This window comes from Vibrio hannami, assembly GCF_029589055.1.
In the GTDB taxonomy this organism is placed as follows: domain Bacteria; phylum Pseudomonadota; class Gammaproteobacteria; order Enterobacterales; family Vibrionaceae; genus Vibrio; species Vibrio hannami.
Genome location: NZ_JARQZP010000003.1, coordinates 570,273 through 586,436 on the forward strand (window position 1 = coordinate 570,273; position 16,164 = coordinate 586,436).

General features: G+C 40.1%; 12 protein-coding genes and 1 pseudogene. 10 read left to right on the top strand and 3 right to left on the bottom strand.

The genetic code is table 11. The annotated features are described in order from the left end of the window. The first annotated feature begins 71 nt into the window (after window positions 1-71). The 4 genes and pseudogenes from P7F88_RS04235 (at window position 72) to P7F88_RS04250 (ending at window position 6,340) form a co-directional block, all read left to right on the top strand. Window positions 72-3,089, top strand: a complete 3,018-nt coding sequence (locus P7F88_RS04235) for a flavocytochrome c (protein WP_277822176.1) — start codon at window positions 72-74, stop codon at window positions 3,087-3,089. A 56-nt stretch (window positions 3,090-3,145) separates the two neighbouring features. After that, window positions 3,146-4,105 (top strand): FAD:protein FMN transferase, encoded by a 960-nt coding sequence (locus P7F88_RS04240; protein ID WP_277822178.1) that lies wholly within the window; start codon window positions 3,146-3,148, stop codon window positions 4,103-4,105. A gap of 25 nt (window positions 4,106-4,130) precedes the next feature. Beyond that, window positions 4,131-4,703 (top strand): isochorismatase family protein, encoded by a 573-nt coding sequence (locus P7F88_RS04245; RefSeq protein ID WP_277822180.1) that lies wholly within the window; start codon window positions 4,131-4,133, stop codon window positions 4,701-4,703. 255 nt (window positions 4,704-4,958) lie between these two features. Beyond that, window positions 4,959-6,340: pseudogene (locus P7F88_RS04250) on the top strand (glycoside hydrolase family 1 protein). A 107-nt stretch (window positions 6,341-6,447) separates the two neighbouring features. On the opposite strand, the gene P7F88_RS25760 reads toward P7F88_RS04250, so the two are convergent. Continuing rightward, window positions 6,448-6,771 carry a DUF202 domain-containing protein gene (locus P7F88_RS25760; protein ID WP_422127435.1) on the bottom strand — a complete coding sequence of 108 codons (324 nt, stop codon included), beginning with the start codon at window positions 6,769-6,771 and terminating at the stop codon, window positions 6,448-6,450. Further along, complete coding sequence (locus tag P7F88_RS04255; RefSeq protein ID WP_277822182.1) at window positions 6,768-7,136, bottom strand: YidH family protein; 369 nt, start codon at window positions 7,134-7,136, stop codon at window positions 6,768-6,770. Before P7F88_RS04255 ends, P7F88_RS25760 begins: the two co-directional genes overlap by 4 nt. A gap of 411 nt (window positions 7,137-7,547) precedes the next feature. Here P7F88_RS04255 and P7F88_RS04260 point away from each other — a divergent pair, with 411 nt between their 5' ends. The 5 genes from P7F88_RS04260 (at window position 7,548) to P7F88_RS04280 (ending at window position 13,985) form a co-directional block, all read left to right on the top strand. Further along, window positions 7,548-9,092 (top strand): PTS transporter subunit EIIC, encoded by a 1,545-nt coding sequence (locus P7F88_RS04260; protein WP_277822184.1) that lies wholly within the window; start codon window positions 7,548-7,550, stop codon window positions 9,090-9,092. Between the two features lie 50 nt (window positions 9,093-9,142). Further along, window positions 9,143-10,903 carry a sulfatase gene (locus P7F88_RS04265; protein ID WP_277822186.1) on the top strand — a complete coding sequence of 587 codons (1,761 nt, stop codon included), beginning with the start codon at window positions 9,143-9,145 and terminating at the stop codon, window positions 10,901-10,903. Then, the gene (locus tag P7F88_RS04270; RefSeq protein WP_277822188.1) at window positions 10,904-11,746 is read left to right on the top strand and encodes an aldose epimerase family protein; all 843 of its coding nucleotides are present in this window, start codon (window positions 10,904-10,906) and stop codon (window positions 11,744-11,746) included. 62 nt (window positions 11,747-11,808) lie between these two features. Then, window positions 11,809-12,654, top strand: a complete 846-nt coding sequence (locus P7F88_RS04275; RefSeq protein ID WP_277824550.1) for a MurR/RpiR family transcriptional regulator — start codon at window positions 11,809-11,811, stop codon at window positions 12,652-12,654. A gap of 11 nt (window positions 12,655-12,665) precedes the next feature. Beyond that, the gene (locus P7F88_RS04280; RefSeq protein ID WP_277822190.1) at window positions 12,666-13,985 is read left to right on the top strand and encodes an anaerobic sulfatase maturase; all 1,320 of its coding nucleotides are present in this window, start codon (window positions 12,666-12,668) and stop codon (window positions 13,983-13,985) included. A gap of 13 nt (window positions 13,986-13,998) precedes the next feature. Here P7F88_RS04280 and P7F88_RS04285 read toward each other — a convergent pair whose 3' ends face one another. Next, entirely contained in the window at window positions 13,999-14,769 is a 771-nt protein-coding gene (locus P7F88_RS04285) for a hypothetical protein (RefSeq protein WP_277822192.1), read from the bottom strand. A gap of 478 nt (window positions 14,770-15,247) precedes the next feature. Between P7F88_RS04285 and P7F88_RS04290 the strand changes: the two genes are divergently transcribed. Next, on the top strand, window positions 15,248-16,144 hold the full coding sequence (locus P7F88_RS04290; RefSeq protein WP_277822194.1) for an EAL domain-containing protein: 897 nt from the start codon (window positions 15,248-15,250) through the stop codon (window positions 16,142-16,144). The last annotated feature ends 20 nt before the right edge of the window (window positions 16,145-16,164 follow it).

Consider the following 16,164-nt stretch of genomic DNA (forward strand, 5'->3'; position numbering starts at 1 on the left):
CCTTCACAAGCCTCTTTGTTAGATGAGAAGTGTTTTGTATAAAAATCAATTTAGGTAAGGAATTATTACCAATGGGTAAGTTAGTCAAAGAGATAACGCTTGGGTTATCAGAAGCTAAACTAAAAAACCGTATTGTCATGGCACCAATGACGATTCAATCCGCTTTTTTCGACGGCGGTGTCACACAAGAAATGATTGATTATTACGCTTCGCGTTCGGGCGATGCTGGAGCAATCATTGTTGAAAGTGCCTTCGTAGAAAATTATGGTCGAGCATTCCCCGGTGCATTAGGGATCAATGACGACTGTAAGATTGCCGGGTTAAAAAAACTAGCAACAGCAATAAAATCAAAAGGCTCTAAAGCTATAATCCAAATTTACCATGCTGGCCGAATGGCAAGTGGCGAGTACAATGGTGGTCATCAGCCCATTTCTGCAAGTCCAGTCGCTGCACTTCGCGACAATGCGGAAACTCCTCTCGAAATGACCGAGCAACAGGTCGAAGATATGATCGAGAACTTTAGTAATGCCGTAAATCGAGCAATACTAGCTGGGTTTGATGGCGTCGAGATCCATGGTGCAAACACATATCTTATCCAACAATTCTTCTCTCCGCATTCAAACCGCCGTACTGACAAATGGGGTGGCGATATTGAAAAACGAGCAGCATTCCCTGTCGCAGTTCTGGAAGAAACTAAAAAAGTGGTTTCCTCTCACGGACTAACAGACTTCATTGTAGGTTATCGTTTTTCACCAGAAGAAATCGAAGAGCCAGGAATTCGTTTTGAAGAAAGTATGTTCCTACTTGATAAACTTGCTGAGTGTGGTCTGGATTACTTCCACTTCTCAATGGGCAATTATGCTCGAAGCTCTATCGTAAATACCGAAGATAAAGAGCTTCTAATCACCAAGTTTCACGCTTTGAAATCTGAAAATGTAGCGAAGATTCCAGTCATTGGTGTAGGCGGTATTGCTCAACGTAAAGATGCTGATGTGGCAATCGAACAAGGTTATGACATGGTGAGCATTGGTAAAGGCTTCCTGGTTGAACCAACATGGGCATCTAAAGCTATAAATAATGAAAACTGCGCCGAATTTGCTGATATTGCACAACAAGAAGAGCTTATGATCCCTACTCCGCTATGGGACATCATGGACTACATGATTGTTGATAGTGCAGCCGAAGCATTGAAACACCAGCGTATCAAAGAGCTTCAGAATGTAGAGATTGCGTTCGAACCTGGGGAATATACTGCTTATGGTCATGGTCACAATGGCAAGTTACCAGTAACCGTTACATTCTCTGAAGATAAAATTCTTGATGTGTTAGTTGACTCATCACAAGAATCCGACGGCATCGCAAACCCGGCGTTTGAACGTATTCCCCAGCAAATTCTTGACGGACAGACGTTAAATATCGACGTTATCTCAGGCGCAACAGTAAGTAGTCAGGCTGTTATTGATGGTGTATCTAATGCTGTAGACTTAGCAGGAGGCAATTCAGAAGCACTTCGTTGTAAGGCTCGTGCAGCTGTAGAATGGTCAACAGAAACCATTGAAGAATCCGTCGATGTTGTTGTTGTCGGTGGCGGTGGTGCTGGCTTAAGTGCCGCCCTTACTGCTCTGGATAATGGCAAGTCCGTCGTAATTCTTGAGAAATTCCCGGCAATTGGTGGTAACACGGTTCGTACAGGTGGCTGGGTTAACGCAGCAGAAGCCAAGTGGCAAAAGAACTTTCCAGCCATTGCCGGTGAAGCCGACTATTTAAAGGCTATTGCAGACACCCCTGAGTCTGACATTGCAGAAGAGTACCTATCAGATTTTCGTAGACTTAAGGATCAACTGGCTAACTACTTCCTGGATATTGATGGTGGCAAAAACTACCTATTCGATTCTACCGAATTACATTTAATTCAAACGTACCTTGGTGGTAAGCGAACTAACCTGGATGGCGTCCCCACTCATGGCCAGTATGAGCTTGTTAATACGCTTACTAGTCGAGCGATGGAGTCTATCGACTGGCTTACAGAGAAAGGCATCGATTTTAATCGCGATATGGTCGATATTGCTGTTGGAGCGCTATGGCGTCGTGCACACAAGCCAAACCGTCCAAAAGGAGTTGAGTTTGTAGAGAAGCTACAGAAGCACATTATTGCCCAGGGTGGACGCATCATCACCGATACACGCGCGGAAGAACTCATTATTGAAGATGGAAAAGTCATTGGTATTGAAGCGCGCCACTCAAATGGTACACAGTACAAATTGATGGCTAACTATGGTGTGGTACTGGCTTCTGGTGGCTTTGGTGCAAATACAAAAATGCTTCAAAAGTACAACAACTATTGGAATGAAATCGCTGATGATATCAAAACAACCAACTCTCCAGCTTTAACTGGTGATGGTATTGGAATTGGTGAAAAAGTGGGAGCCGAGTTGGTTGGTATGGAATACATTCAGCTGATGCCGATTGGAGACCCTAAATCCGGTGCGCTTCTAACAGGTCTGATTGTACCTCCAGAGAATTTTGTCTTTGTTAACAAGCAAGGGAAGCGGTTCGTTGACGAATGCGAGAGCCGAGATGTTCTGTCCAACTCATTTTTTGAAAATGGTGGGGTGATTTACATGATTGCAGACGAAGAAATTCGTCAAACTGCAGCCAATACTAATTACGAAACAATTGAGCGTGAAATAGAGGAAGGAATCATCGTCAAAGCCGATTCAATCGAAGAGCTGGCCGACAAGCTTGATATTCCAGCCCAGGAGCTTTCGAAAACGATTCGTCGCTACAACTTTTATGTTGATGAAGGACGTGACCCTGAGTTCCATAAAGGAGCACTTGGTTTAAAAGTTGAGAAAGCGCCTTTCTACGCTACACCTCGTAAACCCTCTGTCCACCATACGATGGGTGGTTTAAAAATCGATACTAAGGCTTGCGTGCTGAACAAACAGGGCTTACCAATTCCTGGCTTATATGCTGCAGGTGAGGTAGCTGGTGGTATTCACGCAGGAAATCGCTTAGGTGGTAATGCTTTGATTGATATATTCACTTATGGTCGTATTGCTGGTGAAAGTGTCTCTCACCAGGCATAGAAAAATAAAGGGAAGCGATAAGCTTCCCTCTTTTCACTTAGATATAAAGTTACAAAATGCCAAGCTACAAAACTCGTTTTCAAATGATGGGGACCTTCATTGATCTTGTCATCCATCATGACAATGGCGAACAGTTAATTAGAGATTGTTACCTTCAGCTCCAACAATTTGCGCAACGCTTTACTGTCAATCAATCTCAATCCGAACTCATGCATGTTAATAACAACGCAGGTGTTCGTCCTGTTCGTGTTAAAGCTGACTTGTACGAGTTAATAAAGAAAGCCCAAAAAATTAGCATTGATAAAGCCAATCCATTTAATATCGTAATTGGTCCGCTGGTTAAAGCGTGGCGGATTGGCTTTGATGACGCAAAGTTACCTACCAATATCGAACTTGAAGATAAACTCTGCATAGTTGACCCAACAAAAGTCGTTTTTGACGACTTGTATCAGACCGTATATTTAGCCCAGGCCGGCATGCAGATAGATTTGGGTGCTATTGCCAAAGGTTATTTTGCCGATCAGATCAAAGAGTATCTAATAAGTCAAAAAGTTGAACATGGATATATTAACCTGGGCGGAAACGTACTAACCATAGGTGGATCACCTGACAACAATCCAAAAGCCTGGAATGTTGGCATCCAAAACCCTTTGTCTTCGCGTGGTGAAATTAGCCGCGTCGTACCTCTTACAAATCAGTCAATGGTCACCTCAGGAGTCAACGAACGTTACTTTGAGAGCAATGGACAACGTTACCATCACTTACTTGACGCAAAAACAGGCAAACCGATTGCAACAAATATTGCCAGTGTCACTATTATCTCAAATCACTCTGTTGATGGTGAAATCTGGAGCACAGCAGGTTTTTTATCATCAACCGAACAAGCACTAGCTTACCTGAACAGACAAGTCGGTATCGAAGCTGTTTTGATATCAAATCAAGGTCAGGTTTATGTCACAAAAGGACTTTCTGACAACGGCCAATTTATTCAAAAAGTAGAACCCACTACGAAGTGACGTCGGGTTAATAAAGGAGTTACAAATGAATGATGCATTGTTAATCATAGATATGCAAAATGGTTGCTTCAATAAAACGAAATATAATGAAGGTGAAATAAGAGACAGAATAAATTTGGTTGCTAAGAATTTTAGGGACAACGATAAAGCAGTAATATTTATTCAGCATAATGGTTCAAAGGAAGGGTACTTTTACCCCGGAACAGATGACCATAAAATACATGAAGGCCTATATGTCGATAAAAAAGACCTTATCGTGGAAAAAGAGGCTAATGATGCTTTTTACAATACAAATCTGGATAGTCTTCTAAAAGAGAAAAACATTAGCAATTTATATGTTAGTGGCTACGCAACTGATTTTTGTGTTAACGCAACCGTACACTCAGCATTGGTTAAAGACTATAACCTAATTGTCGTTTCCGATTGCCACACTACTAAAGATAGACCACAGATGGAGGCAAAGAATATAATCGATTATCACAATTCAATCTGGGGAACCCTCACACCTACGAAAGGTAAAGTCACAGTTAAGCAACACAATGAAATCCTTACTTATAACGATATAAGGTCTACCTCTCAGGGGGCAATCCAGCCCTAGGATATTCTGAATGAGTATGGGCTTACCCCCTATTCAAAAATGTAAGTTTCCTTGCTTCCATCTTAGTATACGAATTTTCGGAACAAGCTTTGATGATGGCTCTCGTTTTTATGTAATATATATCAATGATTTAGGAGGGTTATTAATCAGATTGCCATTACGTGATCAGCCACACAATAGTAAAACTATATGCTATTAAATCATAAACGACTTTGTTTTCATGTGAGGAGTTTATTAGCATAGGAATATAAGAGAATGAAATCGTTTCCAAAAGGTTTTTGGTGGGGGTCTGCGAGTTCAGCCCCTCAGGCTGAAGGTGCGGCCTTAGAAGGAGGGAAGTCTGAAACTATATGGGATTATTGGTCAAAAAAGGAACCCGGACGCTTTCACAAAAAAATTGGTAGTGAAGATACGTCAACGTTTTATAAAAACTGGAAGGAAGACATCAAACTGATGAAGCAGTTGGGTCACAATTCCTTCCGCACCTCTATCAGCTGGGCACGCCTAATTCCGAATGGAACAGGAGTGGTTAATCCAGAAGCTGTAGAGTTTTATAACAACGTTATCGATGAGCTTATTCTCAATGATATCGAACCATTCATAAATCTGTTTCATTTTGATATGCCGATGAAAATGCAAGATATAGGTGGATGGGAATCACAAGAAGTCATTGATGCATATGTAATATATGCGAAGACCTGCTTTGAATTGTTTGGCGATCGTGTTTCTAAGTGGTTTACTTTCAATGAACCCCTGTCAAACGCTATTGGTGGATACTTATGGGACCTTGCTTATCCAAATGTAGTCGATTTCAAAAGAACCGTAACTGTTATGTACAATACGGTTCTGGCTCATTCACGAGCTGTCACCGAGTATAGACCGCTCAACTTATCTGGTGAAATTGGTATAATTTTAGACCACCTGCCTGTATATCCTCGCACGATTAGTGAGGATGATTCCTTAGCTGCGAAGCATGCAGAGCTCTTTTTAAATCGATTTTTTTGGATCCGGTAACCAAGGGTTCTATACCTGAAGAGTTGATTCAGATATTAGTAAAACATGGCCAGTTTCCAGAACCTAAAGTTGATGATAGCGATATAATAAAAGACGGCATAGTCGACTTGGTTGGTATCAACTACTACTATCCTTTTAGAGTGCAAGCACCAGACGTTGATTCTATTTCAGAAAACTCTTTCACACCGGAATGTCTTTTTCAAGAGTATGAAATGCCTGAAAGAAAGTTCAATCCTCACAGAGGTTGGGAGATATATGAAAAAGGTATTTATGACATCGCTATAAAACTAAAAGAACAATATGCCAATATACCTTGGTTTATATCAGAAAACGGTATGGGTGTAGAAGGCGAAGACAAGTTCCGAAATGCAAAAGGTCAGATACAGGACGACTATCGTATTGATTTCGTGAAAGAACACTTAAACTGGCTCCACAGAGCCATAGAAGAAGGTTCAAACTGCAAAGGTTATCATCTGTGGACTTTTATAGATTGCTGGTCATGGACTAATGCATATAAAAACCGTTATGGGTGGTATGAACTAGACATTGAAACTCAAGAGCGTCGAATAAAAAAATCGGGTGAGTGGTTTACCCGAGTAGTCACTAATAATGGTATTGAGTAAATAACCTCACGATGGTGGCCTTTTTACTTTTAGCCTCCATCATTGCCGATTCTGAGGGAACATTAAATACTGTGTGAGTAAAGACGGGCAAAAAAGCTATGAGTAAACTACAAAATATATGATGAAACTAAGTAAACTAGAGGAGTAACAGACATAATAAGTGAAAGCGCTTTTTTTACGCTGATATCTTTTCTTACTACGGTTTCTTTATTGCTCATAAAGTTAGAGAACCGCGCCTTTCCATAAATCAAAAAGTATGCAATGTAGCTAATAATCAAGCATGCGTTAACTTTCAATAAAGTTGCTATATTGTGATACTCACTCACTCGAAATAGCAATAAAGCCACTGCGAACAGAACTAAAAGTGTTCTCAACCACGATAGAGACGTACGCTCAGGTTGCAGCCCTGGGTCTCTTTGATTTGAATTCATAAAGCAATAGCCAATATAACGGATGCTGTTAAAAATATTAGAAATGCACTTACCAATTTGATAAAGCTAGTGTAAGGGAGCTCTTTTTCGTGCCTCATAGCTTGTTCATTTATGGACCAGCGTTTGTACGCAAAAAAAGATAATAATCCAGAGCACAAACAAAGGAATATAGAGAGGAAGATGCGTATAAGAGGATCTGCTAGGTCTGGTGTCAACTGATCAATTGCGATAGCGCCTGCGAGTAGTGCAATTGCGGTTCTCATCCAGGCTAAATATGTTCTTTCATTGGCTAGAGAAAAACGATAGTCAGGCGCTTTGCCCTGGTGTCGCCAATTAGAGTCTCTGTTCTTTATTCTTAATTTCATTGTTCTTCGCTTGCGTAAAGTATTAATTCAAAGCAATTGCCTAATTATCCTACAAAAAAAGAGAGTACCGTGGTTTTTGAGCATTTTCAGCTGAGAACAGGGCTCCCCTGAAGCATGCTATCTGTTCGTTTACTTAGAAAATGCACGTAAACGGGTTAGGTCTAATGGTGCTATATGTAGTGCTCTTAATCAAGTAGTGAATGCTACATTTTAATTGGTATTCGTAGTTAATGGTTTGAAAATTTGTTTCTTATGCCCATCAAATACGAGGGGGGAGTAAAGAAAATGGTACTTAGTTGGATGGTGTTGCTACATTGATCACGAATGCTACACTTAAATATATGTAGATGTAGCATATGCTACATTTGTGTGTATTATTAATTCACCTCTTAATACATGGAACGGTAATTTATGAAACAACAATTATTTTCGAAAGCTCAAAACTTGGGCAAGGCATTTATGTTGCCTATAGCGGTCCTCCCGGCTGCGGGATTATTGCTAGGTATCGGCGGTGTTTTTTCGAACCCGATGACAATACAAACATATCCAATTCTGGATATAGCTTTGTTACAAGCAATATTTATATTGATGAAAAATGCGGGCGCGATCGTCTTTGGAAACTTGTCTCTTTTGTTTGCAGTCGGTGTTGCGGTTGGTCTAGCTAAATCTGATAGAGGTACTGCAGGTTTAGCTGCCGTACTAGCATTTCTGATAATGAATGTAACTATCAAAGTTTGTTTAATGCTCTCTGGTCAGTTAGCTACAGGTAACCTCAAAGAAGCTGGTCAGGCGATGGTTCTGGGCATACAGACCTTACAAACTGGGGTCTTAGGCGGTATCTTGACTGGCATAATGACATCGGTCATGCATAGCAAGTACCACAAAGTAGAGCTACACAATTTGTTGGCGTTTTTTAGCGGCTCTCGTTTTGTCCCAATCGTAACTTCTTTTGCTGCTATATTTCTGGGGGTTTTCCTATACTTCTTCTGGCCTTTTTTTCAAGCAGGTATTTCCGGGTTAGGGTCTCTGGTTGATGGCACAGGGTATTTTGGTAGCTTCGCGTTCGGTGTGACCTTGAAAACCTTATTGCCACTTGGCTTGCACCACATATTTTATATGCCTTTCTGGTTTACTTCTGTTGGTGGCGAAATGGTTATCAATGGAGAGTTGTATCAAGGTGCTCAGAAAATCTTTTTTGCTCAGCTAAGTGACCCAAATACTACAAAATACTTTGAAGGTGTTGCTCGGTTTATGTCTGGCCGTTTTGCGGACTTCATGTTCGGTCTTCCAGGTGCCGCATTGGCAATGTATCACTGTGCTAAGCCTAGCCAGAAGAAAAAAGTAGCGGGTATTCTTCTTTCGGGAGCGTTAACGTCATTCATTACTGGTATTACTGAACCATTAGAATTTTTATTCTTGTTCTCCGCTCCACTACTTTATGTAATGCATGCAATCGGCCTTGGTATTTCTTTTGCGCTTTGCCACATGTTTGACGTCACGGTAGGACAAACGTTTTCTGGTGGTGTCATTGACTTTATTTTGTTTGGAATACTGCAAGGAAATGCAAAAACCAACTGGATCACAATGATTCCGATTGGCTGTGCAATGTTCTGTTATTACTACTTTGGTTTCCGGTTCTTAATCACATGGAAAAACCTAAAAACACCAGGTCGCGAGGATGTTGAATCAGAACTAGATGTACTAGAAATAGAGGGTACTGAGAGACTCGCTGGGATCATCGCTGCATTTGGAGGGAAGCAAAATATTTTGGACCTTGATTGTTGTGCGACTCGTCTACGAGTTAATGTGCAAGATCCTGCCCTAATTAGTAAAGATGAATTCACAAAGTATGGGGCAATCGCCACTGTAGTGAAAGGTAGTGGTGTCCAGGTTGTTATTGGCCCAGGTGTAACGGTTCTTAAAAATGAGTTGTCGGATTATTTGGTAACTGTCTAGTTAAGTATGCGGAGGCGCTTGCCTCCCATTGTTTTTGAAATAGGTAATATATGAAAGCAGTAGTAGTGATGTTTGACACGCTAACCAAAAACTTCATCTCAACATATGGGGGAGATGCAATTACGCCAAATTTTTCACGTCTGGCTGAAAAAACGGTACAGTTTAATAGATTTTATATCGGTAGCGCACCTTGCATGCCAGCACGAAGAGAAATGCATACGGGCCGTTACAATTTTTTGCATAGAAGTTGGGGCCCAATAGAACCCTTTGATTTTTCAATGCCTGAGTTTCTTTCAAAAAACTGTGTTCATACGCATTTAGTTACTGATCATAAGCACTACTGGCGAGATGGTGGTGCCACTTATCACACCAGATATTCAACTTGTGAGTTCGTTAGAGGGCAGGAAGGCGATCGTTGGAAAGGACATGTTGAAAAGCCCAAAGTCGAATATACCGGCAATGAAGAACAAGCTGTCATTGATCGTAGGGTCAGAAGGATAGAGCAAGATTTCATTAATCGTAACTATATGCAGGAAGAACATCAGCATACTTTAGCTAGAACAATGAGTGCTGGGCTTGAGTTTATACATAAAAACGCAAAGCAAGATAATTGGTTTCTTCAGTTAGAGTGCTTTGACCCACATGAGCCTTTCTTTGTTCCGGATAAGTACTTGAAGATGTACGGATGTACGCAATCCGATTTCGATGGATGGATGTACTACAACGCAAATACCGATAGTCCCGAAAAGCAACGTTTAATAAGAATATTCTACAAAGCTTTGATTACTATGTGTGATGACTACCTGGGGAAGGTACTGGATACATTCGATGAGCATAGCCTATGGGAAGATACGCTACTTATTGTAAATACTGATCATGGATTTCTTTTAGGCGAGCATGAGTGGTGGGGCAAAAATATCATGCCAGTTTACAATGAAATAGCGAATATACCGTTTTATATTTATGACCCTGTGTCTAGGCGTCAAGGAGAACAGTGCGAAGCCTTAGCGCAGACAATTGATATACCCGCCACGTTGATGGACTTTTTTGGGCATGACGTTCCAAAGGTAATGGAAGGGCGCCCGATAACTAAGTATTTAAGAGCGGATGAAAAAATTAGAGATTATGCGCTTTTTGGTTACTTTGGAGCACATATAAACGTTACTGATGGTGAGTCCGTTTATATGAGAGCTCCGCGAGAAAAGGAGAACTCTCAGTTTGAGTATACTTTGATGCCCACAGCGATAGACTCGCGTTTTAGTGTTAAACAATTAAGAAAAGCAGAGCTCGTTCGTGGTTTTGACTTTTGCCAGGGATGTAACCTTTTGAAAGTTCCTTCAGAAATAAACTACACGAATGCGTATCGGTTTTGGGACAAGCTATACAATGTGGACGCCGATCCGACCCAAATGACCCCTCTTTTTAATTGGAATAAAGAGCTTGAGTTAGCAGAAAAGATAGTGGGTCTCATGAAAAGTAATGATGCACCTACAGAACTGTTATCTCGCTATTCGCTCGAAGACGTATCAAAAGAGCAACTGCAATATGAACGTATGAGCTACGAAGAATATAGCGCCAGTCGCTTTAGTCGTTTTCAATTGCAACATAGCTGTGTAGCTGAAGGATTAGAGCTACTGTGCGTGCTTGAAGGAAATGATAGCGATATATATGACTCAATATGTTGCGAACTTAAGTACTTAGATAAGCAGGTAGCGGCTAAAGATGTCTTTGACATCGCAAGGGGTTTATTTTCGGGAGAGTTGCTAAAGAAAGCGATATACCAATTAAATATGGTAATGAGGTATGAATAAATGAGTACCTTGGTTTCAATATCTAAAAATGGAATATCTGCGACTATTAACTCTTTAGGGGCGGAACTAATTACTCTTAGGCGAGGCAAGAACCCAAGCATTATATGGTCTGGTGAGGAGTGGCGTTGTTCCGCTCCTTGGCTATTTCCTATTGTTGGAAACTTACCTGAGTCATGCTACACCTATAAGGGTAACTCATATGAAATGGAGAGACATGGTTTTGCAAGAAACAAAGCATTTTTAGTTACGCAACAAACAGATAGTTCTGTTTCTCTGATGCTAGAGTCGGACAGTGAAACTATATTGACGTACCCGTTCCAGTTTCGTTTTTTAGTAACGTATTCGATTGAAAACGAGGGTATTAATATATCAGCGAAGATTGAAAACTCGGGTAATGAGGATATGCTTTTTTCTCTAGGGTACCATCCTGGTTTTGTATGCGATCAGGAAGGGGAACTTGTTTTTGGTACACCTCCGAGTAGTTACTTTTATGGAGAAAATGGTTTTGTCAGTTTTGACAACAACAAACAAAGGCCGATCAAGAATAACCTCCTAGCATTGGATATGATTAATTTTTCTCGTGGGGCCATATACATAAAAAATATAGAAAAACAGCTTATTAAGCTTAAAACAGGTGGTCAAGTTATCGCTTTAAGGGTTCCTTCCTGCCCATATTTAATGATTTGGCGCGAACCAGGGGCAAAGTTCATTTGTATCGAGCCTTGTTTTGGAATTACCGAACCTTATGTAGACAGCCAAATAAGCTTTGAGAATAAGCCGGGTCTGAGAGAACTTGGCAGAGGCTCATGCTTTAGGACAGAATATGAGATAAATTTAATGTAGTGCTTACAATAATAATTTAGTAGCATGATGTAGCGTTGAATTACATTATGCTACTAAAGAACATGAAAAGTGCCATATTACTCAAGTTAAGAACCTCCCGCTCATCAATGACCAAGTCCGAATTAGTTATTGTCGATAAGATTATCGAAGATCCAAATTTCTTTGTTTGTTCATCGGCAAGAGATTTTTCTAAAGCAATAGGCTTGAGCGACGCGACTGTGATCAGATTTTGTCAGAAGTATAGCGATCTGAAATATATCGAACTCAAGGAGCGCTTGAATGCTGAGCTTATAGAAGAGACAAATAGAGCTCCTAGGGAGGTCAGTCCCAATATCTATGCCGATGATGATCTTGAAACAACAATAGATAAAGTTCAGTCAGCTGTGTTAGCCAGTCTCGAAGATACGAAAAAAATAATTGACCTTGAAGAGCTAAACAATGTTATTCGCTGTATTGAGGATGCTCGTAGAGTATTTTTTGTTGGGCTTGGAGGCTCGGGACTTACAGCAATCGAAGCCGAACATAAGTTCGCGAGAATCGGTGTGGATGTCAGCGGATTTCACGAAAAACACAGGATGTTTTATACGCTTCAATATATAAAACCACATGACTTACTTATTACCATATCTCACTCGGGTGAAACAGTAGGTATTGTACAAGCGGCTCAAACAGCTAAGCAAAATGGGGCATCTGTTGTTGCGATTACTCACAACAAGAAATCAAACTTGGGTGTTTTATCTGATGTAGTACTACAGAACTGTAGCCAAGGTGGGTTTTATGAAGGTGATTCTATTGGTATCAGAACTTCACAAATGTATTTGATTGAGGTGATATACACCGAGCTTCTTAAGAAGAATTTTGACCGGGTGAAGTCTTCAAAAATTAAAATTAAGAACAAAATTTATTAAAAAGAAGAACTATGGAAAGAACACCATCAATGCGTGAGTCATGCCACGTAATGGCAAAACCAACAGGTTCAGTATGTAACTTGGACTGCAAATACTGTTTTTATCTCGAGAAAGAAAAACTATATCCCGAACGAAACAGTAACTGGAAAATGAGCGATGAGACTCTAGAGCTGTATATCAAGCAATTTATTGATGCTCAAATAACTCATGAGGTGGTGTTTTCATGGCAAGGAGGAGAGCCAACTCTCGCTGGTATTGATTTTTTCCGCAAAGCCGTCGCTCTTCAGAACAAATACCGAGGAAGCAAGAGTATCCTAAACGCCTTCCAGACAAACGCAATTTTGTTGGATGACGAGTGGTGTGAGTTTTTTAATGCAAATAACTTTTTGATTGGTGTTTCTATTGATGGGACAGAACAGCTGCATAATCACTATCGTGTAAACCGCTCGGGCAAGCCAACTTTTGACAAGGTTATGAAGGGTATTAGTTACCTACGTAAACATGGAATAGAGTTCAACACACTTACTGTTGTAAACGACGTTAATGTAAAACAGCCACTGGCGGTCTACGAGTTTCTAAAGAGTCTTGGCACTGATTATTTCCAGTTTATTCCTTTGGTTGAACGTAAATCAAACACAAAATCCAATGAAGAATTACAGCTTGTATCTCCTGATTATGATTTTTCCGCAAGCGTCACATCTTGGTCGGTTAAACCTGACGAATTTGGTAGATTCTTAGTTGATATATTCGATGAGTGGGTACGTAACGATGTAGGGAAGTACTCTGTACAAATGTTTGATTCAACTTTGTCTTCTTGGCTAGGAATACCCGCCTCATTGTGTATTTTCTCGGAAACTTGCGGTTCGGCATTTGCGATGGAAGCCAATGGTGATATGTACGCGTGTGATCACTACGTCTATCCCGATTACAAACTTGGCAATATCCACGATATATCAATCCGTGAAATTAATAATGGTGCCAAAGCTATAGAGTTTGGGGACGATAAGCGCGATCAAATAAGCAATGAATGTCATAGTTGTAAATTTAGATTTGCCTGTCACGGTGGATGTCCCAAGCATCGATTTTCTCAAACCAAATCAACAAAAAAGTATGATTTAAGTTATTTCTGCAAAAGCTACAAAATGTTTTTTAAGCATTCAGAAGAGCCGATGAAGTTAATGAGTAGCCTTGCAAGAAATAATATGTCCATTTCAGAAGTAATGAATATTATGCAAAAACACGATATGGCCAGCATGAAGAAGTCTATTGGCCGAAATGACAGTTGTTATTGTGGTAGTGGTAAAAAGTATAAAAATTGTTGTATGAAGTGACTTAGGGTTGAAACTAATCAGTATCAGTTAGTGATTCACATGTTTCAGCCTGTTCTACTCCCAGGTTTTCTATGCAGTATTTCTTTATTTTTCCGCTAGTTTTAAGCTGCAATAGTTGTTGTTCAATTCTAGGGGCCAAATCCCTATGCTTTATATTGACGTAATGATATATGTTTACCGACTCGAGTTTACCTGCAGAGACGATGTCGTTACTAAACTCCGGTGATCTAAGATAAGGAACGACTCCATTGTTAGCCTGAACAAATACATCTGTTCTCGCATGTTTTAATTTTAATAGCCCTTGGTGAATATAAGTTACAGTGTTTAGGTTAGATGGCTTCACTACTCGTTCAAGGTTTTGCTTACAAATGAGTACTCCTCGTCGATAATCTACATGATGTTTGGTGCCTCTAAAGCTATCCCAGCCGGAGGTTAACCTGATGCCTGAGTCAGAACGAACATAAGCCTCTAATGTAATCTTAATCAATGGCACATTAATCCTAATTTGATCAGGGTAAACATCCTGGTATTCATAAATGCGACCAAACTGTCCATCAATTTTGCCAGTTTCAGCCTTAATTGAAGCACGAGCTTCTGGAATAGATACAACTTCAATTTGTTTCCCTATTTCGGAATACAGCTCTCGATATACTTTTGTGAGCCACGCATCGATTGCAGAACCTTTTGCTTGGTTAGAATAAAGTACAAAACGGTTTTCTTGATTCGCATATGTAATTTCGGCGCTAGTGAGAAGCAACACCAGAAAAACAGCTCTATGTTTCATTGCGTCTTTAACCCTGTATTGATAGTTCTACTATTACAAGGTTAGCGTATGCCTTGATATTTGTATGTAGGTTCGAAACTCGTATATACATGGAGAAAGAGCTCAGAGAACACTATCTGTGGCAGTTCGTTAATCACCAATGAGTCGTACCTGAGCTTAGAGATAAAACCTGCGCTTCTAGTGTTATTTTGAAAAATAACCATATAGTAGTATTCTCGCCTTCAACCAATACAACTCAAACATTCCGAGATTCCTGAGCGCACGGTTAACCCACTGATATTTCGGGATATTAAACGAGTGTGTATTTTGCGTTAAAACCACATGTATATCCGTAATGTATTCTATGCATATAATTCATTATATGAATGCATATTGGCTGTAATATGATTATTGAGTCAATGGTTAGTTATCGTTCGCTTACACATATAAGTAAAAAATGTAAGCGTATTTAGTAACTATAAATCAAAGTGAACTCTTTATGACAAAGCCGTTTTATACAGTCCAGAGCTCGAACTCGTCTTACTGCGCAACCAATCAACGAATCAAAGGAGATAAATCGTTTGCACGTAGTGATAAGTGCGAACAGGTATCTGCTATCGATATTGCTGAACTATGGTTAGCGATCGAACGAAATGAACTTGAACTCTTCTTTCAGCCTCAATTGAACTTAGATACCGGTAAAATACGAGGAGCGGAAGCGTTAGTGCGTTGGAATCATCCTTCAAGAGGATTGTTGGCGCCGGATCAATTTCTATATCTTATAGGAGAGAGCTCAATCAACGTGAAGCTCGGAGAATGGGTTTTAGAAACAGCGATAAGAATTCAGTCTGAAAGAAAAGACGATTTATCTATAAGCATAAACATTACTCCCTATCACCTTCAGCAAGAAACGTTTTTCACCAGTTTGGTTAATACCTTACTAAAATACCCTGATAGCAATCCTGAGATGTTAACTATCGAGTTAACAGAGACAACGTGTATATCCGATTTTTCTAATCTAGAACGTTCGATGAAGAATTGCCGTAAATTAGGTGTAAAGTTTTCGTTGGATGATTTTGGAACCGGATACTCTACTTTTAGTCAACTAGGCTTATTACCAATATCTGAATTGAAGGTTGATAAAAGTTTTGTACAGGCGTTAGACGCTGATGTGAAAATAGAAAAAATGGTAGAGGGGGTAGTACTTCTTGCCGATTTTTATGGTGTTGATGTGGTTGCTGAAGGTATTGAAACAAGTGAAACCTTGCTTCTGGTAAAAGGCAAAAAGTGTACTATCGGGCAAGGCTACTTTTATTCTAAACCGATGCCATACCAAAGGTTTAATTCCTGGGTAAAGCAACATTCAAGCAAGTATTTTGTGAATAGCTATGCCTAGCAAATCGCTAAAAATATCTA